Raw genomic sequence first — 24853 nt, forward strand, 5'->3', positions numbered from 1 at the left:
ATTAGAGCGTCTTTACTCGTTATAATACCGGCCTGATTATAGGCCGAATGGCTATTTAAACGTATTGATAGTGGAGTTTCACAATGACAAGTACCCAACAACGCGCAGAACTACAGCGTCAAATCTGGCAAATCGCCAACGATGTGAGAGGTTCAGTTGATGGCTGGGATTTCAAACAGTATGTACTAGGTACGCTGTTTTATCGCTTTATAAGTGAAAACTTTGCAAACTACATTGAAGGCGGTGATGCGAATATCAACTATGCCGAGCTTTCAGATGAAATCATCACTGACGATATTAAAGATGATGCTATTAAAACTAAAGGTTATTTTATTTACCCAAGTCAGCTGTTTGCTAATATCGCTGCGAATGCCAATAGAAATGATAATTTAAACAAGGACTTAAATAGCATCTTCGTCGCTATTGAAAGCTCAGCCAGCGGCTACCCATCTGAAGCCGAGATTAAAGGGCTTTTTGCCGATTTCGACACTACCAGTAATCGTTTAGGAAATACCGTTAAAGATAAAAACGCCCGTTTAGCTGCTGTATTAAAAGGCGTAGCAGGACTCAAATTTGGCCAGTTTGAAAATAATCAAATCGACCTGTTTGGTGATGCTTACGAGTTTTTAATCTCTAACTACGCGGCTAATGCTGGTAAATCAGGCGGTGAATTTTTCACTCCACAACACGTTTCTAGGCTAATCGCTCAGCTTGCCATGCATGGGCAGACAAGCGTGAATAAAATATATGATCCCGCCGCAGGTTCTGGCTCATTGCTATTACAAGCCAAAAAACACTTCGATGACCACATTATTGAAGAAGGTTTCTTTGGTCAGGAGATTAACCATACCACCTATAACCTTGCGCGTATGAATATGTTTTTACACAATATTAACTACGACAAGTTCAATATCGCACTAGGTAACACCCTGCTAGATCCGCATTTCGGTGATGACAAGCCCTTCGATGCTATCGTTTCTAATCCACCGTATTCGGTAAAATGGATTGGCAGTGATGATCCAACACTGATCAACGATGACCGCTTTGCTCCCGCTGGTGTATTAGCACCGAAGTCCAAAGCCGACTTTGCCTTTGTACTGCACGCATTGAGTTATTTATCCAGCAAAGGCCGCGCGGCAATTGTTTGCTTCCCAGGTATTTTTTACCGTGGTGGAGCTGAGCAAAAGATCCGCCAATATCTGGTAGATAACAACTATGTTGAAACCGTGATCTCATTAGCGCCTAACCTGTTTTTTGGCACGACCATTGCTGTCAACATTCTTGTGCTGTCTAAACACAAAACAGACACCACCACTCAATTTATTGATGCAAGCTCTCTATTTAAAAAAGAAACTAATAACAACATACTCACCGATAATCATATCGAACAAATTATGCAGGTCTTCGACAGTAAAGATGATGTTGAACACTTTGCAAAATCAGTCAGTTTTGAAGCCATCGCTGCTAACGATTACAACCTGTCGGTGAGTAGTTATGTTGAAGTTAAAGATAACCGCGAAGTAATTGATATTACAAAACTCAATGCCGAATTAAAGACCACTGTTAAAAAAATCGATCAACTGCGGGCGGATATTGATGCCATTATTGCTGAGATTGAAGGCACGGAGAATAAGGCATGAGCAATATGAGTTTTATGGAAAAATTGCTTCAAGGGGTTGAGGTGGAATGGATGGCCTTGGGAGAAATTGGTGAGTTAGTTCGTGGTAATGGATTACAAAAAAAAGATTTTACCGAAACCGGTGTGCCTGCAATTCACTATGGACAAATTTATACTTATTACGGTTTGTCTACGACAAAAACTAAATCATTTGTTTCGCCTGAGCTAGCCAAAAAATTAAGGAAGGTTAATACAGGTGATGTTGTAATCACAAACACAAGTGAAAACCTCGAAGACGTTGGTAAGGCTCTGGTTTATCTGGGCGAGCAACAAGCAGTTACAGGTGGACACGCCACAATTTTCAAACCAAGCCCAATTATCTTAGGGAAATATTTTGCTTATTTCACTCAAACAACCGAATTTGCAAATGAAAAAAGGAAATATGCAAAAGGAGCAAAAGTTATTGATGTTTCTGCATCTGACATAGCAAAAATCCAAATCCCTATTCCATATCCTGAAAAACTAGAAAAATCGCTTGCATTCCAAACCGAAATCGTCCGCATTTTGGACAACTTTACTGAGCTTACAGCTGAGCTTACAGCTGAGCTTACCGCACGCAAAAAACAATACAACTACTATCGCAACCAATTGTTAAGTTTTGAAGAAGATGAGGTGGAGTGGAAGACATTGGGGGGGCTTGCGGAGAATTTTGATTCTATGCGTAAACCGATAACCAGTGGTTTAAGAGAGCCAGGTGAAATTCCATACTACGGAGCGTCGGGTGTTGTCGATTATGTCAAAGACTATATTTTTGATGGTGATTATTTACTAGTTTCCGAAGACGGGGCAAATTTGGTTGCAAGAAATACTCCAATAGCATTCAGTATTAGTGGGAAAAGCTGGGTAAACAATCACGCACATGTACTCAAGTTTGAGACATATGCTGAGAGAAGATATGTTGAATATTATCTAAATAATATTGATTTAACAGCGTATATCTCAGGCGCCGCACAGCCTAAACTAAATAAAAAGAATTTAAATAATATTAGCATTCCCAATCCTTCTCTAGAAGAAAAAGAGCGTATAGTTTCCATCCTAGACAAATTCGACGCTTTAACTAGCTCCATTAGTGAAGGTCTACCACGAGAAATTGAACTACGTCAAAAACAATATGAATATTATCGCGATCTGTTATTGAGTTTTCCTAAACCAGAGGTAGAGGCGTAATATGAGTAAAACGCTAACGGAAATAGCACAGCAGCTAAAAGATGCCAACAAGAAAGTGCAGTTGATCTATGCTTTTAATGGCACGGGTAAGACCCGACTTTCGCAGGAATTTAAACAACTCGTTGCTCCTAAAAATGATAATGATGAAGATGGCAACAATGAAGAACTATCATTGACGCGTACTAATTTTTTGTATTACAACGCCTTTACCGAAGACTTGTTTTACTGGGATAACGACTTATCTGAGAATACCGAGCCTAAACTCAAAATCCAGCCGAATTCATTTACAGATTGGGTGCTAAAAGATCAGGGGCAAGACCGAAATATCATTGCTAACTTTCAACGCTATACGGATGACAAATTAACTCCACATTTTAGTGAAAATGGTTCGGAGGTCATGTTTTCTTTCGAACGTGGCAATGAAGCACGAACTGAAAATGTCAAAATATCAAAAGGCGAAGAAAGCAACTTTATCTGGAGCATGTTTTACACACTGATTGAACAAGTAATAAGCGTGTTGAATGTTGCTGAACCCAGTGAGCGAGAAACAGATCAGTTTAATCAATTGCAATACATCTTTATTGATGATCCTGTGAGCTCTTTAGATGAAAACCATTTGATTGAGTTGGCAGTACATCTTGCTCAACTTATTAAATCTAACGAGTCTAGCGTTAAATTCATCATCACGACGCATAACCCTCTTTTCTATAATGTGCTACACAATGAGCTAAATAGTGATGATAAAAGTTATAAAAAGAAATGGTTTGAGAAATACAGGCTGACAAAGCATGAAGATGGCACATATCAGCTGGTAATCCAACCCAATGATTCACCATTTTCATATCATCTTTATCTGAAGTCAGAACTCGAAAAAGCCATTGAAAACGGTCAGTTGAGCAAGTATCACTTCAACTTTTTAAGAAATATATTAGAAAAAACCTCTACTTTTCTTGGCTATAAAAAGTGGGGTGATTTATTGCCAAAAACTGATGATGGCAGGCCCAATCCTTATGAAGCCAGGATTATTAATATCTCTAGTCATTCAAAACATGCAGGTGAAGAGGTTGCTGAGCTTACGGAAGATGACAAGCGTGTTTTGCGCTATTTGGTTAATGAAATTAACACTATGTACCGCTTCCAACAGGCAGAAGACTAGAGTGAATCGAATTTATAGGTGAAGTATGCACGAATACAAAACTGTTGCTGAATCAAATAACTTTATCGTACTGGATAAATACACTAAAGAATTGCAGCTAAATGAAACTTACCAAAGCGAAGGTGATTTAGAACGGGAATTGATCAACGATTTAATCAGCCAAGGCTATGAATATGTTACTGGCTTAAACACGCCCCAAAACATGCTGGCTAATGTGCGGGAGCAATTACAAGTACTGAATAATGTTAATTTTTCAGAAAGTGAGTGGCAACGCTTTGTTGAGCAGTACCTCGATAATCCTAACGATAACAGCATAGATAAAACCCGTAAGATTCATAACGATTATATCTACGACTTTGTTTTTGACGATGGGCATATCGAGAACATCTATCTCGTGGATAAGAAAAACATTGCCCATAATAAAGTACAAGTTATTAAGCAATTCAAGCAAACAGGGGCGCAAGCGAATCGATACGATGTAACAATTTTGGTTAATGGCCTGCCATTGGTACAAATTGAGCTTAAAAAGCGCGGAGTTGCTATCCGTGAAGCCTTTAACCAAGTGCACCGTTATAGTAAAGAAAGCTTTAATACAGAAAACTCACTGTTTAAATACTTACAGCTTTTTGTGATTTCAAACGGTACAGACACGCGCTATTTTGCCAATACTACCAAGCGTGATAAAAACAGTTTTGATTTCACCATGAATTGGGCCAAATCTGATAATACGCTGATTAAAGACCTAAAAGATTTCACGGCCACATTTTTTCAGAAAAATACCTTGTTGAATGTGTTAATCCATTTTTCCGTATTTGATGTTAGCAATACTTTGTTAGTGATGCGCCCCTATCAAATAGCGGCTACTGAACGTATTTTGTGGAAAATTAAAAGTGCGTATCAGGCTAAAAATTGGAGTAATACTGAAAGTGGTGGCTATATTTGGCATACCACGGGGTCGGGAAAGACCTTAACCAGTTTCAAAGCAGCGCGTTTGGCCACTGAGCTGGATTTTATCGATAAGGTATTTTTTGTGGTCGATCGTAAGGATCTGGATTACCAGACTATGAAAGAATATCAACGTTTTTCGCCTGACAGCGTTAATGGTTCGGAAAGTACTGCAGGGTTAAAACGGAATCTTGAAAAAGATGACAATAAAATTATTGTGACGACCATACAAAAACTGAATAACTTAATAAAAAGTGAAAGTGATTTACCTATTTACACTAAACAAGTGGTGTTTATTTTTGATGAAGCACACCGTAGCCAGTTTGGTGAAGCACAAAAAAACTTAAAGAAAAAATTTAAAAAATATTATCAATTTGGTTTTACGGGCACACCAATTTTCCCACAAAACGCTTTAGGTGCAGACACCACCAGTAGTGTATTTGGCCGAGAATTACATTCGTATGTGATTACCGATGCCATTCGTGATGAAAAAGTATTGAAGTTTAAAGTTGATTATAACGATGTAAGACCACAATTTAAGTCGATTGAAACCGAACAAGACGAGAAAAAGTTAACAGCAGCAGAAAACAAGCAAGCTTTTTTACATCCTGTTCGTATCCGTGAAATTTCTCGGTATGTTTTAAATAACTTCAGACAAAAAACGCATCGTCTCCAAGCTGGTGGCAAAGGCTTTAATGCCATGTTTGCGGTCAGCAGTGTGGATGCTGCCAAAGCTTATTATGAAGCGTTCAAGCAGCTACAAAAAGAGACTGAAGAGAATAAAGCAAATAAAAAACCGCTTAATATCGCCACTATCTTTTCTTTCGCTGCTAATGAAGAGCAAGATGCTATTGGTGAGATTATTGATGAAAGTTTTGAACTCACCGCAATGGATAGCAGTGCCAAAGAATTTTTAAGCGCGGCTATTGATGATTATAATGCAGCGTTCAAAATGAATTTTGGTGTAGATAGTAAAAGTTTCCAAAACTACTATAAAGACCTCGCTCAGCGAGTGAAAAATCAAGAAGTAGATTTACTGATTGTTGTTGGCATGTTCTTAACAGGATTTGATGCGCCGACATTGAATACTTTATTTGTCGATAAAAATCTGCGTTACCACGGTCTAATGCAAGCTTTTTCACGCACTAACCGTATTTATGACGCCACGAAGACCTTTGGCAATATCGTCACCTTCCGTGATTTAGAACAGGCTACAGTTGAAGCCATCACTTTGTTTGGTGATAAGAACACCAAAAACGTGGTGCTAGAAAAAAGCTACAAAGAATACATGGAAGGTTTTACTGATTTAGTCACTGGCGAAGCACGTCGTGGTTTTTTGGATGTAGTGATTGAACTACAAAAACGCTTCCCCAACCCTGATGATATTGTTAAGGAGCAAGATAAAAAGGACTTTGTCAAACTATTTGGTGAATATTTGCGTGCGGAGAATGTGCTGCAAAACTATGATGAATTTGCAGGATTAAGGGCTCTACAGCATGTAGATATGAGTAATCCGGAAGTTGTTGAGGCATTTAAAGCTAAATATTACCTGGACGATGAAGATATCGCAGCTATGCAAGCGATTGAGATGCCGACTGAGCGTGCTATTCAAGATTATCGCTCAACCTATAATGATACGCGTGATTGGTTACGCCGTGAAAAATCATCTAATGAGAAAGATAAATCGACTATTGACTGGGATGATGTCGTTTTTGAAATAGATTTGCTCAAATCACAGGAAATTAATCTGGATTATATTCTTGAATTGATTTTTGAAAACAATAAAAAGAATAAAAATAAGGCGGAATTAATTGATGAAGTTCGCCGTTTAATTCGTTCCAGCCTTGGCAATCGAGCAAAAGAAAGTCTAATTGTTGATTTCATTAATCAAACTAATTTGGACGAAATTATCGACAAAGCCAGTATTATTGATGAGTTTTTCAAATTTGCTCAAGCTGAACAAAAGCGTGAAGCAGAGGAGTTAATCAGCTCTGAGAAATTAAATGAAGAGGCGGCTAAGCGCTATATCACAGCATCATTAAAACGAGAATATGCAAGTGAAAACGGTACAGAGCTAAATTCAACGCTACCAAAGTTAAGTCCACTTAACCCAGAATATAGAACGAAAAAGCAGATCGTTTTCCAGAAAATTGCTGCCTTTGTTGAGAAGTTTAAAGGTGTAGGTGGGCAAATATAGATGTAAGCTAATATACCAATCTAACTTCAAGATGCGTGTGATTTCTCCCCGCAAAGCGAGGAGAAATCAGGCTTCATACAGTGTTGTAAATGGCAACTTGAAGTTTAATGCGTATATAACCCGATATATGGATACCCACTTGAATTAAGTCGGTATCCATATATCGGGTTAAATTAAGTTAATCTGTTTTTTCTTTTACGATACACTAAACGCAAAAATTCAATGAAACATCTTGCATCAGGGAACGTAACACCTTGAATATCCTTATCTTATCCTTACTCTTTATTACTGCTGCATTATTGCATGGTATCAGCGGGATTGGTTTTCCAATAGCTAGTACGACAGCGTTAAGCCTATTTATGCCATTAAAAGAGGCGGTGGTATTAGCTTTATGGCCGACTTTATTGGTGAATATTTTAAGCGTTATTTCAGGTGGAAAGATAGGTGAAATATTCTATAAATATGGCTTACTGGCACTTTTCTCATTAACTGGTAGTGTTATTGGCGCGAAACTTTTATTCTTAATTAATCCTGCCTACTTGCAATTATTGTTGAGTGGTGTCATTGCATTTTATATTGTCAGCAGCACTCGTAGCCGTCATTTTCATTTACCGGAAAATCCAGTCATTTTGTCGCTGTTTGGTTTAGCCGCTGGGATTATTGGCGGAGCAACCAATGCGATGTCTCCTATCCTGATTATGTGCCTATTAGCAATGAGCAGCGATCGCCATGAAATTGCACGGGCAGCCAATTTGTGCTTTTTACTTGGTAAGATCAGTCAATTAGTGGTGTTACGCAAGGAAGCGTTCGAATTGTTTTCTTCGGCGTATTTATGGCCGATACTCATATTAACGGCCTTATCTCTGCTTTCTCTCTTTATTGGTACACGCCTAAGATCGCGTATCAGCCAACACCATTTTCGTTGGTTAATGCTGATATTACTTGGCGTGTTGGCGGTAATGTCAGCGATTCAGGCAATACGGGCTTTGGTGTGAAGACGCCACTGATAATAGAGAATAGTGACGTCTGAGGTTTGGAAAAACAGACTATTTTATTGCAGTTTTGCAAAACAACGTGCTGCTGCATCAACAGTGCGTTGAATATCTTCATCTGAATGAGCGATAGACATAAAGCCGGCTTCAAACGCTGAAGGAGCCAGATAGATACCTTCATCCAGCATCAAGTGGAAGAATTGCTTGAAACGTTCCACATCGCACTTCATGACATCCTGATAACAGGTAACGCTTTCCGCATCGGTAAAGAAAATACCGAACATACCGTCAACGTGGTTAACAACCAGAGGGATGCCGGCTGCTGATGCTGCATGTTTTAAACCCGCCGCCAGTTTGTCGGTCAGTTCCCCTAAACGCTGATGAACACCAACCTGGGCCACTTCTTTCAGGCAAGCAAGACCGGCAGCCATTGCGATTGGATTACCAGAAAGGGTGCCCGCCTGATAAACAGGGCCAGTTGGTGCTAATTTTTCCATGATTTCCAGACGGCCACCAAAAGCACCCACAGGCATACCGCCACCGATGATTTTTCCAAGGGATGTCAAATCTGGCTTAACATCGTAATATTCTTGTGCGCCACCCAGTGCGACACGAAAACCTGTCATCACTTCGTCAATAATGAGCAGGGCACCAAATTCATCACACAGCTTACGCAGACCTGGCAGGAATTCTGGTAGCGGTGGAATGCAGTTCATATTGCCCGCGACGGGTTCGACGATAATACAGGCGATTTCTGCTGGATATTTTTCGAAGGCTTCACGGACAGAATTTAGGTCATTGTAAACACAAGTCAGGGTGTGTTTAGCGAAATCAGCGGGCACACCGGGAGAGTTGGGTTGACCAATCGTCAGAGCACCTGAGCCGGCTTTTACCAGCAAGCAATCAGCATGGCCGTGGTAGCAACCTTCGAATTTGATGATTTTGTCACGTTGGGTATAACCACGAGCCAGACGAATGGCACTCATAGTGGCTTCAGTCCCGGAGTTCACCATACGCACCATATCCATAGAAGGCACCAGTTCAGTGACTCGTTTTGCCATTTCCACTTCGGCAGCGGTTGGAGCACCAAAACTCAAACCACGTTCTGCGGCCTCAATGACGGCATTGCGGATAGCCGGGTGGTTATGCCCGAGAACCATCGGCCCCCATGAGCCGACATAATCGATATAGGCATTACCATCAACATCATAAAGGTAAGCCCCATTCGCACGTTGAATAAAGACGGGTGTCCCACCAACACCGTTAAAAGCACGTACAGGTGAATTGACCCCACCGGGGATCACCTGTTTTGCTTGAGAGTAAAGCGTTTCGGACTGGCTCATTAATAAAAGCTCCTGAAAGATAACGGAATATGAGAAAGTCATTTTAAAGTACCCCAATAGGGAAGCCAAATCATCATATGCCCTTCATCGTTCGGTTTATTGCATTCACATGGCAAAACTTGAACGAATCAGTCAGGTATTGGATAATCTCGACAACTGATCAGAAAGCATAAAATAACTTTCCGACAATTTTTACCGGAAAACCGGACTGGAGTAAAAATATGAGCGATGATGCTGCATTGCCTTTGCAGTTTACTGATGCCGCAGCCAATAAAGTCAAAGTACTGGTTGCTGATGAAGATAACCCGAACCTGCGCCTGCGGGTTTACATTACAGGTGGTGGTTGTAGCGGTTTCCAGTATGGGTTCACTTTCGATGACCAAATGAACGAAGGTGATATGACGATTCAGAAGCAAGGAGTTGAATTGGTTGTTGACCCAATGAGTCTGCAATATCTGATAGGCGCTTGTGTGGATTATACCGAAGGGTTGGAAGGTTCCCGTTTTATTGTTGCCAATCCGAATGCAAAAACCACGTGTGGTTGCGGCTCTTCTTTCAGTGTCTAATTGGAAAATTCACTATTGCAATAAATGGCCTCTTATTTAGAAGGCCATTTTGCAAAATACTTTCATTTTTCCGCTATATACCAATCCAACTTCAAGATGCGTGTTATATTTCCCCGCCTCGTCTTGCGGATTGTAACTTGAAGTTTATTGAGTATATGGGGTTATTTTTTAATTAATTATGGGAATAGTGAATATAACGTCCGGTTAGGTAATGTCTATGTCTAAGTTATCATTTTTCAGGGATTTTTCACCAGCAACACTTGTCACAGGGTTTGTTGCGGTGTTAGTGGGTTATGCTAGTTCAGTGGCAATAATTCTCCAGGCGGTGACGGCAATCGGCGTCGAGCCATCACAAATAGGTGCCTGGCTCAGTATGCTCGGCGTGGGAATGGGGATCACGACAATGGGGTTATCCCTCTATTATCGTACTCCCATTTTAACGGCCTGGTCGACACCGGGAATTGCATTACTGGCAACAAATTTGCCGGACACGTCTGTTAACGAAGCCATCGGTATTTTTATCTTCGCTTCGGCATTAATGTTGATATGCGGTATTACCGGACTATTTGCCAAATTAATGACCTACATCCCGCATACCATCGCGGCAGCAATGCTTGCCGGCATATTGCTTCGCTTCGGTTTAGAGGCGTTTGCAATGTTACAAGTCAACGTTTGGCTTTGTGGCGCTATGTTACTTGTTTACTTAATTGCCCGCCGCTATTTTCCGTTATATGCAATAATTTCGACACTGGCAGCTGGATTGATTATTTCTATTTTCAGCGGTGAGTTAACGTTGGCGGGTGAAAGCGTGATGTTTTCCATGCCTGAATTTGTTATGCCACAATTTAACGTAACTACGCTTATTGGCGTGGGTATTCCATTTTTTATCGTTACGATGGCTTCACAAAATGCACCCGGAATCGCTACCCTACAGGCGGCGGGATATCCTCCCCGTGCATCCAGGTTACTTAGCTGGACATCATTGGTGGCAATTATTCTGGCCCCTTTTGGGGGATTTAGTATTTGTATTGCTGCCATTACGGCTGCCATTTGTATGGGAAGCGATGTCCATCCCGATCCAAAGAAACGGTATGTTGCCGCGGTCAGTGCCGGTTTTTTCTATTTGTTGGCTGGCCTTTTTGGTGGGGCAATTTTTTATCTGTTTAGCGCGTTTCCAGCCCCATTAATAAAAATTCTGGCTGGATTGGCACTGCTTGGCACCTTTACAAATAGCCTGAATCAAGCGATCAAGGACGATTACACAAGAGATGCTGCCATTATCTGCTTCCTTGTCACTGCATCAGGCGCCAATTTGCTGGGTATCAGTTCAGCATTTTGGGGATTAATTGGCGGCATCATTGCTCACAGCGTGCTAAAAAAACGCACCAAGATAAAAAAATAGGTGATTCAATTGGGGCGATTTAACTGCTGACAAAGTTGTTCTGTTGCCCAAATAATCCTTGGTCCCGCACGGCTAAACCAGTCATCATTCAGGGCGATAATAGTCACGTTCATGTGTGGTCGCCAAAAATTGGCCACCTGCTGTTTTTGCCCTTCCATTCCGCCGATGACAATGACTTCCGGTTTGCGGGTAAGCACTTGCTCACGGTTAACCTGTGGCCACGGAACGGGGCTATCAGCGAAAATATTTTTACCACCACATACGGAAACAATTTCGCTTTGGATAGTATGGCTGGAGGACGTAAAAATCGGGTGCATACCAAACTGCAAGAACACGGGTTTAGGGTTCAGGCGGGTGTACTTTTGTGTTAATTGGCTGAACTGATCGCGAATATCGGTGGCTGATTTCTTAGCCATATCGGGATGTGGGCTATAAGCAGCCAGTCGTTCCAGCTCTGACGCAATATCTTCTACTTTTTTCACATCTGAATAAAAAATGGGGATACCTAAAGCAGCGAGTTGTTCCAGAGGACGTTGGGGATTACCGCCACGCCATGCCAGAATCAGGTCAGGTTTCAGGGCGATGATCCGTTCAACATTGATGCCTTGCCAATCAGCAACTTGTTCTAATTTTTTAGCCGCTTCGGGATAATCGGAGTAAGCGCTAACTGCGACAAGCTGGTCGCCCAGTCCCGCAGCATATGCCAGCTCTGTCGTTGATGGGGCAAGGCTAATCACACGGGATGCTGCCGCATAAAGTGGAGCACTGAAACCACACCAAAAGCTATACAAAAGGAATAAGAATGCCAGCCAAAGGGATCGATGGGGAATCAATGAATTCATTATTTATGCTCCACTGTAAATGACGATTTACTGTTTGCTGAGTTCGGTCAGCATGGCATTGATCATCCGTGTTGATTCACGCGCCGCGACAACTAAAAACTCTTCAAAACTGATATGGGACTCTTGATCGGCAACGTCAGAAATAGCCCGAACGACAACAAAAGGAATGTGATATTGATGGCAAACATGACCAATGGCCGCCGCTTCCATTTCAACCGCAGCCACTTTCGGGAAGGTGGCACGAATGCGTGCTAATGGCTCTGAACCATTGATAAAGGCATCACCACTGCAAACCAGGCCGCGAACGGCGTTCAGGTTGAGGGACTGAATACATTTTTCTGCCAAGGCGATCAACTTATCGTCAGCGATAAATGCCGCCGGGCATTGCGCCATTTGTCCTGGTTCATAGCCGAAAGCGGTAAGATCGGCGTCATGATAGCGAACTTCTTCGGAAACCACGATATCACCCACTTTCAGGTTAGAATCAAGGCCACCGGCGGAACCCGTGTTAATCACGATATCTGGCTGACAATGCTCAATCAACACGGTAGTTCCAAGTGCGGAGGAAACTTTACCAATACCAGACTTCAACAAGGCGATATCAACGCCGTTCAGTTTGCCGGTATAAATTTCGCATCCACCTCGTGACAATGTTTGCAGACCTTCAATCTGGTCACGCAATAAAGTCACTTCTTGTTCCATTGCCCCTATTACACCTATTTTCATTGTGTCATACTCGCTTGTTATTAATGGATTGATGCCTATATTCACAGGCCGATTTAACCGGCAAGTGTATCATTGAATAACTATTTACCGCAGATTCCAATTCTAAATAATCGTTACATTTGGCATGGGGGGATTAATGTCTAAGATTGATTTCAAGCAGAAGTTGAATTATCAACGTAAGTTCAGTAAATCTTCCATTCATCCCGATGATGAAGAGCAAGTGATTCGCCAATTTGAAAGTGATCGTGGGCGGATCATCAACTCAGCCGCTATTCGGCGGTTGCAACAGAAAACACAGGTATTTCCACTGGAACGTAATGCGGCGGTACGCAGTCGGTTGACGCATTCGCTCGAAGTGCAGCAAATAGGGCGCTATATCTCAAAAACAATTATTGCTGAGCTGTCAAAGCAGGACTTATTGGAAAAATATGGGCTGAGTGATCGCTTGCTTGCTTTTGAAAGTCTGGTTGAGATGGCTTGTCTGATGCACGATATTGGCAATCCCCCGTTTGGGCATTTTGGCGAGGCAGCCATTAAAGATTGGTTCTCCCGCCGATTAGATCCTGACTATTCGTCTTATTCGCCGAAAACGGAGAATCGGCAGGATGCCTGTAAGGTCACGGCATTGCGTCTGACAGGAGAAGAAAAAAAAGATCTATTCCGTCGGCAATTGCGCAGAGATTTATGCCAGTTTGAAGGTAATGCCCAGGCTATCCGTCTGGCACATAATCTGTTGCGTTTAAATCTCACTTATGCCCAGATTGGCTGCATATTGAAATATACCTGTCCGGCCTATCGTCTGGAAGAGACGCCCGCTGAATTCAGTTACCTGATGAAGAAAATAGGTTACTACTGGTCAGAAGAGCGCTTTATCCGTGAATTGAGAAAAGAACTGCAAATGGGGGAGTTTTGTCGCTTTCCGCTGACATACATTATGGAAGCCGCAGATGATATCTCATATTGCATCGCAGATTTGGATGATGCGGTTGAAAAAGGCATTTTTAACGTCGAACAATTGGTGGAATATCTGAAAAACGAGTGGGAAGAAAACGGCGGACACAGGAAAGGGGATTTGTTCGAATCTACGGTAAAACAAGCCTATCAGAAAACCACCAATAACGAAGCCCGTCGTAATATCCACGAACAATTTTTCATGTATTTACGGGTATTTATCACCGGAAAATTGGTGCCTTATACCGCCAAATTGTTTATTGAACATCTGCCTGAAATCTATGCAGGTACATTTAATCACGCCCTGTTGGAAGGAAATGGGGAAGAACATCGTTTATTGAAGACGTTGAAAAATGTCACCCGCAAACGGGTTTTCAATCATCCTGAAGTGGAAGAACTCGAATTGCAGGGATACCAAATTATTACCGGATTGCTGGATGTATATAGCCCTTTGCTGGCATTACCTCGTCAGGATTTTATAGAACTGAACCAAAATAATTTCCACAAAAAATATTTTATTGAAACGCGCTTGCTGCACAAACTTTCGACCAAGCATCGTTTGGCTTATGGTGAAGCCGTGGAGGGAATGGTTGCCACTGATGAGGCTGAAAAAGATGTGATCGAGTTTTATTATCGGGCACGTCTTATTCAGGACTATATCAGCGGCATGACGGATAATTACGCTTACGAAGAATATCGTAAGTTTATGGTCACAAAGTAACGGGTTCGAGTGGCATGGTCGCCTCAAGTATATCAGGAGCGGCTGCCATGACATGATTGATCTCGTCCATGAATTCCAGCAATTCTGGCTCCAGATCAGTGAGGGCAACCCCTTGTTGCAATTGTTTTTCAACCAATTCGCAAATTGCTTTCAGTTTAGGGACGCCGTTATAGCAGCAACTGCCGTGTAATTGGTGGACATGATGCTGAAAGTGTTTGCGAATGACTTTATCATCGGCGGTTAAAGCCTGTTCAATCATTCCCTTCATGTCAGGCAATGATTTTACCAGCATTTCTAGCATCTCCCGCGCCAATGATTCTTTGCCGGCGGTCTTCTGCAACGCCATCCCCCAATCAATGGCTTGTGGTTTTTTCTGCCGGCAGTATTGGTTCAGCAATGTTCTCAGGCACTTTTCATCCAGTGGCTTGGAAAGACAGTCAATAAACGGTGGATTCTTAGCCTCGTGGCAGGCAAAGGCCGTAACAGCCACAATCGGTGTCTCTTTATGTTGGGGGAATTGTTGGATTTGATCAGACGTTTGGATGCCATCCATTTCCGCCATTTGGATATCCATCAGAATCAGATCCAGCGCATGTTGTTTCGCTATTTCCAGCGCCTCTATACCATTACTGCACAGAAAGGTATTTTCAACCAGTTCATGCAGCAGTGTGCCGATCAATTTCAGGTTAGCGGGATTATCGTCCACTGCCATAACGGTCATGGGTAAACGCGATGATGCCGAACCGGTTGGCAGATATTCTGGCAGTGATCCGAATGGATATTCCTCTTTTTCCAGCCAGATATCAAAGTAAAATACCGTCCCTTTAGCGACTTCACTGGTAAAGTCAATGTCTCCTTTCATTTCACTCACCAGTCGTTTAGTGATACTTAATCCCAGTCCGGTTCCCCCGTAATGGCGGGTGATACTGGCATCTGCTTGATTGAAGGCCTGGAACAGAATCGGACGGTATTCGGGTTTGATACCAATACCAGTGTCAGCCACGGTAAAGTCGATCTGGACAAGGTGGTGGTGTTGCTGGCGTAATTTGATATCCAGCGTCACATGGCCTCTATCTGTGAATTTAATGGCATTACCAATCAAGTTAGTCAGTATTTGCTGTAAGCGAATAGGATCGCCAATCATCAAATTGGGTAACTTCTCATCAATATGGTGATGCAAGGGAAGATTTTTCGCGTTGGCGGCCGGCGTTAGCAGTTCAATAACTTCATTGACGGTGTCCCTTAGCAGAAAAGGCACTTGATCCAATACCAGTTTATTGGATTCCAGCCGTGAGAAGTCCAGAATATCATTGATGATTTTCAGCAGGTTATTGGCCGATCTGTCAATGACATACAGATACTCCATCTGCTGTGGCGTAATGGGGGTTTTTAACATCTGGCGGGTAAAACCAATGACCCCATTAAGCGGCGTGCGTAATTCGTGGGACATATTGGCCAGAAATTCAGTTTTGATTCTGACCGCCTCTTGGGCGCGTTTTTTAGCGATAGTCAGTTCAACATTCTGAATTTCTAACTGCTCCATCGTAATTTGCAGGTCAGAAGTGGCTTGATCGATATGAAGCTGCATCTCATCTTTGTATTTCGAGAGCGATTCTGCCACGGTGTTGATACCATTCTGGAGCGCGGATAATTCCCCTGGCATGGCACCTGTCACGCGGCTGTTCAGTTGCCCCTGACGGATACGATCAACGGCTTCAACCATGCAGTTCAGAGGCTGGGTGACTTTGCGTACCAGCACATGGGCAAACAGGGCTGTTCCGCCAAGGCACAAAATCAGCAGAACGATGGAGGTGGCAATCTCCTTGTATTGCTGAAGCTGGGCAGCGCGTAAGTCCAAATCAATTGCGATATAGCCAATCGGCGGCGTATCGCTGGTGGACGTGTTCCAGGGATTAGGCGATGAGTTTTCTGAGATAATTGGCATCTTCAGGATGATACTGTTGCCGTATTCCGTTTTCGACAAGGTTGTAGGCATGGCTTCGTTGGCCGTGAGCCTCAAGCGATTGACATCATACTTGTCATTCGAAATATCGAATAACTTGTTATGCTTATCAAAGATCGCAATTGCCCTGACAATCTCTGAGTTTCGGCGATGTAAGCTGTTTATTAATGAGTCAACTTGCTGGCAATTGTCCAGATTAATGCCAACCTCGCTGGCGATGGATAAGGGTTCAATAATGCTGATCCCACTGCGGACTATCAGGCTCTTCAACTCGTAATAGCGGTATGAGATAAATGATATACTCACAAGCGTTCCGACCAGTAAAACAGGAACCAATATCAGGCTCATCATACGGGTGCGTAGGCTATATTTGGTCATAGGCGTCCATTGTGGGAAAATCAGAACTCAATTTTTCAAAGTCAGTCAGAATCATGGTGCAATTTTACTCCCCAAATCGTCGTTCCGTAAACCGAGGCATTATTTCCGTCACCGCAGATAACCTTGATGCACAAGGGCAAGGCATTGCTCGTCATCAGGGAAAAACGATCTTTATTGCAGGATTATTGCCGGGTGAGCAGGCACAAATCCAACTGACAGAAGAAAAACGCCAATTTGCTAAAGCTAAAGTCGTGAAAAGGCTATCAGACAGCCTGCATCGCGTCGCACCTCACTGCCCACATTTTAAAGTGTGTGGCGGATGCCAACAGCAGCATGTTGCCGCTGAACTGCAAGTTAAAACGAAGGCCAGCGTACTGGAACACCTGATCCAGCGGGAAACAGGAGTTAACATCAGTGTACATCCCGTCATTCACAGCCCAGAATATGGCTATCGGCGTCGGGCCAGACTTGGTCTGCAATATCACGCCAAACAACGCACATTATTGATGGGGTTTCGCCAGAGCCAGACCAACGATTTGGTGAATATTCAACATTGTCCTGTTATGCGCCCTGAATTGGAACAATTATTGCAGCCGTTGCATCAGTGTCTGAATAGCTTGCATGCAGTAAAACGATTAGGGCACGTGGAATTAGTATTGGCTGAGAGTGGGCCATTAGTTGTGTTGCGTCATCTTGATCCACTTAAGCAGGAAGATAAGGAAATACTGCGCATTTTTTCGGTGCAGTACAATGTTGCGATTTATCTGTTGGGTGAAGAAAAATCCCTTGAACCATTGATTGAAGAGCAAACAGCACCGTGGTATCAGGTAAATGGATTGAAATTGGTGTTCAGCCCCCAAGATTTTATTCAGGTGAACGATGTCGTTAACCAACAAATGGTTGCACAGGCGTTGGCGTGGCTGGATTTGCAACCAACAGACAGAGTATTGGATCTGTTTTGTGGCATGGGGAATTTTACCCTGCCCATTGCCACGCAAGTACAGGCAACCGTGGGTGTGGAAGGGGTTGCTGAGCTGGTGGCGAGCGGGCAATATAACGCTCAGCTCAATCAACTTAATAACGTCGATTTTTTTCATGAAAATCTGGAATCGGATATTCACCAACAGCCCTGGGCTGCTCAAGGGTTCAATAAAGTGCTGCTGGACCCCGCCCGCGCTGGTGCTGCGGGCGTTATGGCACATATTGTAAAATTGGCCCCCGAAAAAGTGGTTTACGTTTCCTGTAACCCCACAACACTTGCACGGGATAGCAAGGTCTTGTTGGCGGCGGGTTATCATCTTGTCAGTGTGCGGATGCTGGATATGTTTCCACACACAGGCCATCTAGAATCTATGGCGCTGTTTAGCAGTGAGCCAATGGATATCGAGTAGGGAGAAATTATGGTTGCGGTAAGAAGTGCGCATCTCACACCGGCAGGTGAATTTGCGGTCGATAAGTGGATCGCGAGTTTAAACATTACTAACCCACAATCCAGTGAAAAGTTGGTTGAAACCTGGCGATATTGTCACGAAAAAGTCCAGGGTCACCCCAATGCGGAACTGTTGCTATGGCGCGGTGTGGAAATGGTCGAGATCCTGTCCACATTGAGCATGGATAATGACAGTATGCGTGCTGCGCTACTTTTTCCCATCCTTAATGCCCGGCTACTCGATAGCGAAACCGTGACAGAAACATTTGGCAAGGCCATCACGAATCTGGTGCATGGTGTAATGGAAATGGATGCCATTCGCCAACTGAAAGCCACTCATACCGATGCGACTTGCTCGGTACAGGTCGATAATGTTCGCCGGATGCTGCTGGCGATGGTGGAAGATTTTCGTTGTGTCATTATCAAGCTGGCAGAACGCATTGCCCATTTGCGGGAAGTAAAAGATGCCAGTGAAGATGAGCGGGTGCTGGCTGCCAAAGAGTGTTCCAATATCTATGCGCCTCTTGCCAACAGATTGGGAATTGGGCAGTTAAAATGGGAGCTGGAAGATTTCTGTTTCCGTTACTTACATCCCGATGAATATAAGAAAATTGCCAGGTTACTGCATGAGCGCCGAATTGATCGTGAGCAGTATATCGAGAAATTTGTAACGACTTTGCGTAAATATATGCTGAAAGAGGGCGTTCGCGCTGAAATATACGGGCGTCCGAAGCACATTTACAGCATTTGGCGCAAAATGCAGAAAAAATCCCTCGCCTTTGATGAATTATTTGACGTGCGCGCCGTGCGGATTGTTGTCGAACGTTTGCAGGATTGTTATGCAGCGCTGGGGATAGTGCATACGCACTATCGTCATTTGCCAGATGAATTCGATGATTACGTTGCCAACCCGAAACCGAATGGTTATCAATCGATTCACACCGTCGTTTTGGGGCCGAATGGCAAAACGCTTGAGATCCAGATCCGTACCCGCCAGATGCATGATGATGCGGAACTTGGCGTTGCGGCGCATTGGAAATACAAAGAAGGTACTGCGGTTACTGGTAAATCAGGCAGTTATGAAAGCCGTATTGCCTGGCTGCGGAAATTGATCGCATGGCAGGAGGAAATGGCAGATAGCGGCGAAATGCTGGATGAAGTGCGCAGTCAGGTGTTTGACGATCGCGTTTATGTTTTTACGCCAAAAGGGGATGTGATTGATTTGCCAATCGGCTCCACGCCGTTGGATTTTGCTTATCATATTCACAGTGATGTCGGCCATCGTTGCATTGGGGCAAAAATTGGCGGACGCATCGTACCATTCAGCTATCAGCTTCAGATGGGCGATCAGATTGAAATCATTACCCAGAAACAACCTAATCCAAGCCGTGACTGGTTGAATCCTAACCTTGGCTATGTGACGACCAGCCGTGGGCGGGCAAAAATCCACAACTGGTTCCGTAAACAAGATCGTGACAAGAACATCATTGCCGGCCGCCAGATGCTGGATAATGAGTTGGCACACTTAGGGATCACGGTCAAGGAAGCAGAGAAAGAGCTGATTGCCCGTTATAACGTCCACACATTGGAAGAAGTGCTGGCGGGCATTGGCGTCGGTGATATCCGCATCCACCAGTTAGTGAATTTCCTGCAAAGCAAATTCAATAAAATTACCGCGGAAGAAGAAGATCGCGAAGCGCTTCGCAACCTGGAGAACAAAACCTATACACCACGTAATACCAGCAAAGATAATGGCCATATTGTTGTGGAAGGGGTAGGCAACTTAATGCATCACATTGCCCGTTGCTGCCAGCCTATCCCTGGTGATGAAATTATTGGATTTATTACACGTGGGCGAGGGATCTCCATCCACCGTGCTGATTGTGATCAGTTGGCGGAACTCGAAGCCAGCTCACCGGAAAGGATAGTCGATGCAGTGTGGGGGGAGAGTTATTCCAGCGGCTATTCACTGGTGGTGCGTGTTGTTGCCAATGATCGCAGTGGATTATTGCGCGACATCACGACCATCCTCGCTAATGAGAAAATCAATGTGTTAGGTGTCAGCAGCCGCAGTGATGTTAAACAACAGCTTGCCACCATTGATATGAACATTGAGATTTATAACTTGCAAGTGCTTGGGCGGGTATTGGCGAAACTCAACCAGTTGTCTGATGTGATTGAAGCCAGACGTTTGCACGGTCATTGATTAAAACATGGGCTTAAGATGAAACCGAACGCTATTGAACGACTAAAGGGGATTATGGCGCAGTTGCGCCATCCCCAGGATGGCTGTCCTTGGGATAAAGTGCAAACTTCCTCTACGATTGCCCCTTATACCCTGGAAGAGACCTATGAAGTGCTTGATGCGATTGAGCGCAATGATATCAACGCTCTAAAAGAAGAACTGGGGGATCTGCTGTTTCATATCGTATTTTATGCTCAGATGGCTCAAGAGCAGCAACAGTTTGATTTTAATGATATCTGTGAGGCGGTGTGTGACAAACTGGAGCGTCGCCATCCCCATATCTTCAATCAACAAGCGGGTATCAGCAGCGAAGAGTCAATAGGCAGTTGGGAACAACGCAAGGCCGCAGAACGGGCTGAGAAAGATCAGCATTCGGTACTGGATGATATTCCCGCCAGTTTACCGGCCTTGATGAAGGCGTATAAGATCCAGAAACGCTGTGCTTCGGTCGGTTTTGATTGGGATACGCTTGGCCCCGTGCTGGACAAAGTCTATGAAGAAATTGATGAAGTCATGGATGAAGCGAAGCAGGCGATGGTTGATAAAGATCGTCTGGAAGAAGAATTGGGGGATTTACTGTTTTCGGTGGTTAATTTATCCCGCCATTTGGGGCATAAGCCGGAAATTGCACTACAAAAAGCCTGCCAGAAATTCGAGAATCGCTTCCGTCATGTCGAAAAATTGATCCTCGACAAAGGCTTATCACTGGAAACGGCTATATTAGATGAAATGGAAGCGATGTGGCAGCGAGTGAAAAGTCAGAAGGCATAGAGAGAGTAATCACAAAAAAGGTGGAAATAGCGAAAAGGATGTCGCTTAAACGGCTGAATAATCTGCGTCGGATGAAAAAAATTCACGCTAATAACTTAATGAATTTAAAGAGAAAAAAGGGTATTTGTTTCGCAGTGTTACTGTTTATGTGGCACCTTACCCTATTTAGATGGTTTGTAGCGAAATTAAGGTTAGGGTATACTGCTTTCCCGTCCTGTTATATTCATCATCCTTTTAAACCTAAACTTTCAGGTTCAGCATGAAAACTAATTATATTTTTGTGACCGGCGGGGTCGTATCCTCTCTGGGTAAAGGCATTGCCGCAGCCTCTTTGGCGGCTATACTCGAAGCCCGTGGACTCAATGTCACCATTATGAAACTGGATCCGTATATCAACGTCGATCCAGGCACAATGAGTCCAACCCAACACGGGGAAGTTTTCGTTACCGAAGATGGTGCTGAAACTGATCTTGATTTAGGTCATTACGAACGTTTCATCCGAACCAAAATGACACGCCGCAATAACTTCACGACGGGTCGTGTCTATTCTGAAGTGCTGCGCAAAGAACGTCGTGGCGATTATTTGGGTGCAACCATTCAGGTTATTCCTCACATCACCAATGAAATCAAAGACCGTATCATTCGTGGTGCAGAAGGCCATGATGTTGTGTTGGTGGAAATCGGTGGCACTGTCGGTGATATCGAATCCCTGCCATTCCTTGAAGCTATTCGTCAGATGGCGGTGGAAGTCGGCCGTGAAAACACGCTGTTCATGCACCTGACTCTGGTGCCTTATATGGCCGCCGCAGGCGAAGTGAAAACTAAGCCAACCCAGCATTCCGTGAAAGAACTACTGTCCATTGGCATTCAGCCGGACGTTTTGATCTGCCGTTCAGATCGCATTATTCCTGCCAATGAGCGTGCAAAAATTGCGCTTTTCTGTAACGTGCCAGAGAAAGCGGTTATCTCTTTAAAAGATGTTGATTCCATTTATAAAATTCCAGCCCTCTTGAAATCTCAGGGCTTAGATGATTATATTTGTAAACGATTCAGCATCGAATGCCCGGAAGCGGATCTGTCTGAATGGGAACAGGTCATTTATAAAGAAGCCAACCCATCGGGTGAAGTGACCATTGGGATGGTAGGTAAATACATTGAACTGCCAGATGCGTATAAATCAGTGATTGAAGCGCTGAAACACGGCGGGCTGAAAAATCGCCTGACTGTCAACATCAAGCTGATCGATTCACAGGATGTTGAAACGCGTGGTGTTGATGTATTGAAAGGTCTGGATGCGATTCTGGTACCTGGTGGCTTCGGTGGCCGTGGTATCGAAGGCAAGATCATGACTGCACGGTATGCCCGTGAAAACAATGTCCCATACTTGGGAATTTGTCTGGGTATGCAGGTGGCTCTGATTGAATTTTCTCGCAATGTTGCGGGAATGGCAGAGGCTAACTCCACTGAATTCGATCCTGAATGTAAGTTACCGGTTGTTGCTCTGATCACCGAATGGCGTGATGAGAACGGCAACGTAGAAGTACGTAGCGAAGAGAGCGATCTCGGCGGGACGATGCGCGTTGGTGGCCAATTGTGCCGTCTGACTGAAAACAGTCTGGTACATAAACTTTATGGCCAGAGTGACATCGTTGAACGTCATCGCCATCGTTATGAAGTGAATAATTTACTGTTGAAACGTATTGAAGATGCAGGTTTGCGCATTGCTGGCCGTTCAATCGACAACAAACTGGTGGAAATCATCGAGAACCCAGCGCATCCGTGGTTCGTAGCGTGTCAGTTCCACCCAGAATTCACTTCAACGCCTCGTGATGGTCATCCGCTATTTGCTGGCTTCGTCGAAGCTGCTGGCAAATATCAGAAAGGCCAGTTGAAATAAGATATGGGGCAATGGATTGAGATTAAGCTAATTTGTTTTTAAGGTCATCCCTATTTACGAGAATAGTTTTAATTTCAATTTGTTGTCCGTAATTTAACTTGTACTGAGGAAAACCTAATGTCCAAAATCGTTAAAGTGCTTGGCCGTGAAATCATCGACTCCCGTGGTAACCCAACGGTAGAAGCAGAAGTACACCTGGAAGGGGGCTTTGTTGGTCTGGCTGCTGCGCCATCGGGTGCATCAACCGGTTCTCGTGAAGCGCTGGAACTGCGTGATGGCGATAAGTCTCGTTTCATGGGGAAAGGTGTATTGAAAGCCGTTTCTGCGGTTAATGGCCCAATTGCGCAGGCTCTGGTTGGTCAGGATGCGAAAGATCAGGCTAACATCGACAAGATCATGATCGAGCTGGATGGTACTGAAAACAAATCTAACTTCGGTGCTAACGCGATTTTGGCCGTTTCTCTCGCTAACGCCAAAGCAGCTGCCGCAGCGAAAGGTATGCCTCTATACGAGCACATCGCTGAGCTGAACGGTACTCCGGGTAAATTCTCCATGCCTCTGCCAATGATGAACATCATTAACGGTGGTGAACATGCAGATAACAACGTAGATATTCAAGAGTTCATGATCCAGCCAGTTGGCGCAAGCACACTGAAAGAAGCTGTACGCATAGGTTCCGAAGTATTCCACAATCTGGCAAAAGTGTTGAAAGCCAAAGGCATGAACACTGCGGTGGGTGATGAAGGTGGCTATGCACCAAACCTGGAATCTAACGCAGCAGCGCTGGCAGCCATCAAAGAAGCGGTTGAGAAAGCGGGCTACGTGCTGGGTAAAGACATTACTCTGGCGATGGACTGCGCGGCTTCTGAATTCTATAACGAAGAGACTGGCAATTATGAACTGAAAGGCGAAGGCAAGACTTTCACCTCTCAGGAATTCACCCACTATCTGGAAGGATTGACCAAAGAGTACCCCATTGTTTCCATCGAAGATGGCTTGAATGAATCTGATTGGGACGGCTTTGCTTACCAGACTAAAGTGTTGGGTGACAAAATCCAGTTGGTGGGTGACGATTTGTTCGTAACTAACACCAAGATCCTGAAAGAAGGTATCGAAAAAGGCATCGCAAACTCTATCTTGATCAAGTTCAACCAGATCGGTTCTTTGACTGAAACTTTGGCTGCAATCAAGATGGCAAAAGATGCAGGTTACACCGCAGTCATCTCTCACCGTTCTGGTGAAACTGAGGATGCGACTATTGCGGATCTGGCTGTGGGTACTGCTGCGGGTCAAATCAAAACGGGTTCGATGAGCCGTTCTGACCGTGTTGCTAAATACAACCAGCTGATCCGTATCGAAGAAGCCCTGGGTAATCGTGCTCCTTTCAACGGACTGAAAGAAGTGAAAGGCCAGGCATAATTGTCGGCTTTTACCTCTAAAAAATAAATATTATTTATGTTTTGGCGAAAGAGCTTACTCTCTTT

At 43.9% G+C, this 24853-nt stretch carries 17 protein-coding genes; 13 read left to right on the top strand and 4 right to left on the bottom strand.

The features are described from left to right. The first annotated feature begins 83 nt into the window (after positions 1–83). The 5 genes from IQ209_RS03905 (at position 84) to IQ209_RS03925 (ending at position 8138) form a co-directional block, all read left to right on the top strand. Positions 84–1640: a type I restriction-modification system subunit M gene (locus IQ209_RS03905; protein ID WP_193849168.1), complete on the top strand. Its 1557-nt coding sequence runs from the start codon at positions 84–86 to the stop codon at positions 1638–1640. Then, positions 1637–2845 (top strand): restriction endonuclease subunit S, encoded by a 1209-nt coding sequence (locus IQ209_RS03910; protein WP_193849170.1) that lies wholly within the window; start codon positions 1637–1639, stop codon positions 2843–2845. The genes IQ209_RS03905 and IQ209_RS03910 overlap by 4 nt, the downstream gene beginning before the upstream one ends. A gap of 1 nt (position 2846) precedes the next feature. Further along, complete coding sequence (locus IQ209_RS03915) at positions 2847–4001, top strand: AAA family ATPase (protein WP_193849172.1); 1155 nt, start codon at positions 2847–2849, stop codon at positions 3999–4001. A 25-nt stretch (positions 4002–4026) separates the two neighbouring features. Continuing rightward, positions 4027–7143 carry an HsdR family type I site-specific deoxyribonuclease gene (locus IQ209_RS03920; protein ID WP_193849174.1) on the top strand — a complete coding sequence of 1039 codons (3117 nt, stop codon included), beginning with the start codon at positions 4027–4029 and terminating at the stop codon, positions 7141–7143. Positions 7144–7397: 254 nt separating this feature from the next. Beyond that, positions 7398–8138 (top strand): sulfite exporter TauE/SafE family protein, encoded by a 741-nt coding sequence (locus tag IQ209_RS03925; protein ID WP_193849176.1) that lies wholly within the window; start codon positions 7398–7400, stop codon positions 8136–8138. A 56-nt stretch (positions 8139–8194) separates the two neighbouring features. Here the strand turns inward: IQ209_RS03925 and hemL are convergent, their stop codons facing one another. Continuing rightward, a complete protein-coding gene (hemL, locus tag IQ209_RS03930) occupies positions 8195–9478 on the bottom strand; it encodes a glutamate-1-semialdehyde 2,1-aminomutase (RefSeq protein ID WP_193849178.1) in 1284 nt (427 codons plus the stop codon). Positions 9479–9699: 221 nt separating this feature from the next. Between hemL and erpA the strand changes: the two genes are divergently transcribed. Together erpA and IQ209_RS03940 are read left to right on the top strand one after the other, a co-directional pair. Then, positions 9700–10044 carry an iron-sulfur cluster insertion protein ErpA gene (gene erpA / locus IQ209_RS03935; protein ID WP_193849180.1) on the top strand — a complete coding sequence of 115 codons (345 nt, stop codon included), beginning with the start codon at positions 9700–9702 and terminating at the stop codon, positions 10042–10044. Between the two features lie 217 nt (positions 10045–10261). After that, positions 10262–11446 carry a benzoate/H(+) symporter BenE family transporter gene (locus IQ209_RS03940; RefSeq protein WP_193849182.1) on the top strand — a complete coding sequence of 395 codons (1185 nt, stop codon included), beginning with the start codon at positions 10262–10264 and terminating at the stop codon, positions 11444–11446. Positions 11447–11451: 5 nt separating this feature from the next. Here IQ209_RS03940 and btuF read toward each other — a convergent pair whose 3' ends face one another. Together btuF and mtnN are read right to left on the bottom strand one after the other, a co-directional pair. Beyond that, a complete protein-coding gene (gene btuF, locus IQ209_RS03945) occupies positions 11452–12288 on the bottom strand; it encodes a vitamin B12 ABC transporter substrate-binding protein BtuF (protein ID WP_193849185.1) in 837 nt (278 codons plus the stop codon). A 27-nt stretch (positions 12289–12315) separates the two neighbouring features. Continuing rightward, a complete protein-coding gene (gene mtnN / locus IQ209_RS03950) occupies positions 12316–13014 on the bottom strand; it encodes a 5'-methylthioadenosine/S-adenosylhomocysteine nucleosidase (protein WP_193849187.1) in 699 nt (232 codons plus the stop codon). A 136-nt stretch (positions 13015–13150) separates the two neighbouring features. On the opposite strand from mtnN, the gene dgt reads away from it, so the two are divergent. Next, positions 13151–14686 carry a dGTPase gene (gene dgt, locus IQ209_RS03955; protein ID WP_193849189.1) on the top strand — a complete coding sequence of 512 codons (1536 nt, stop codon included), beginning with the start codon at positions 13151–13153 and terminating at the stop codon, positions 14684–14686. On the opposite strand, the gene IQ209_RS03960 is transcribed toward dgt, so the two are convergent. Next, the gene (locus IQ209_RS03960; RefSeq protein ID WP_193849191.1) at positions 14676–17027 is read right to left on the bottom strand and encodes an ATP-binding protein; all 2352 of its coding nucleotides are present in this window, start codon (positions 17025–17027) and stop codon (positions 14676–14678) included. The genes dgt and IQ209_RS03960 overlap by 11 nt on opposite strands. A gap of 53 nt (positions 17028–17080) precedes the next feature. Between IQ209_RS03960 and rlmD the strand changes: the two genes are divergently transcribed. From rlmD to eno, 5 genes are all read left to right on the top strand, one after another. Further along, positions 17081–18418 carry a 23S rRNA (uracil(1939)-C(5))-methyltransferase RlmD gene (rlmD, locus tag IQ209_RS03965; protein ID WP_193849294.1) on the top strand — a complete coding sequence of 446 codons (1338 nt, stop codon included), beginning with the start codon at positions 17081–17083 and terminating at the stop codon, positions 18416–18418. A 9-nt stretch (positions 18419–18427) separates the two neighbouring features. Then, positions 18428–20662, top strand: coding sequence for a GTP diphosphokinase (gene relA, locus IQ209_RS03970; protein ID WP_193849193.1), 2235 nt, complete (start codon positions 18428–18430; stop codon positions 20660–20662). An 18-nt stretch (positions 20663–20680) separates the two neighbouring features. Then, positions 20681–21472: a nucleoside triphosphate pyrophosphohydrolase gene (mazG, locus tag IQ209_RS03975; protein ID WP_193849195.1), complete on the top strand. Its 792-nt coding sequence runs from the start codon at positions 20681–20683 to the stop codon at positions 21470–21472. 259 nt (positions 21473–21731) lie between these two features. Continuing rightward, a complete protein-coding gene (pyrG, locus tag IQ209_RS03980) occupies positions 21732–23369 on the top strand; it encodes a glutamine hydrolyzing CTP synthase (RefSeq protein ID WP_193849197.1) in 1638 nt (545 codons plus the stop codon). Positions 23370–23486: 117 nt separating this feature from the next. Then, entirely contained in the window at positions 23487–24788 is a 1302-nt protein-coding gene (gene eno, locus IQ209_RS03985) for a phosphopyruvate hydratase (RefSeq protein WP_193849199.1), read from the top strand. The last annotated feature ends 65 nt before the right edge of the window (positions 24789–24853 follow it).

It is taken from the genome of Xenorhabdus sp. BG5 (assembly GCF_015163665.1).
In the GTDB taxonomy this organism is placed as follows: Bacteria; Pseudomonadota; Gammaproteobacteria; order Enterobacterales; family Enterobacteriaceae; genus Xenorhabdus.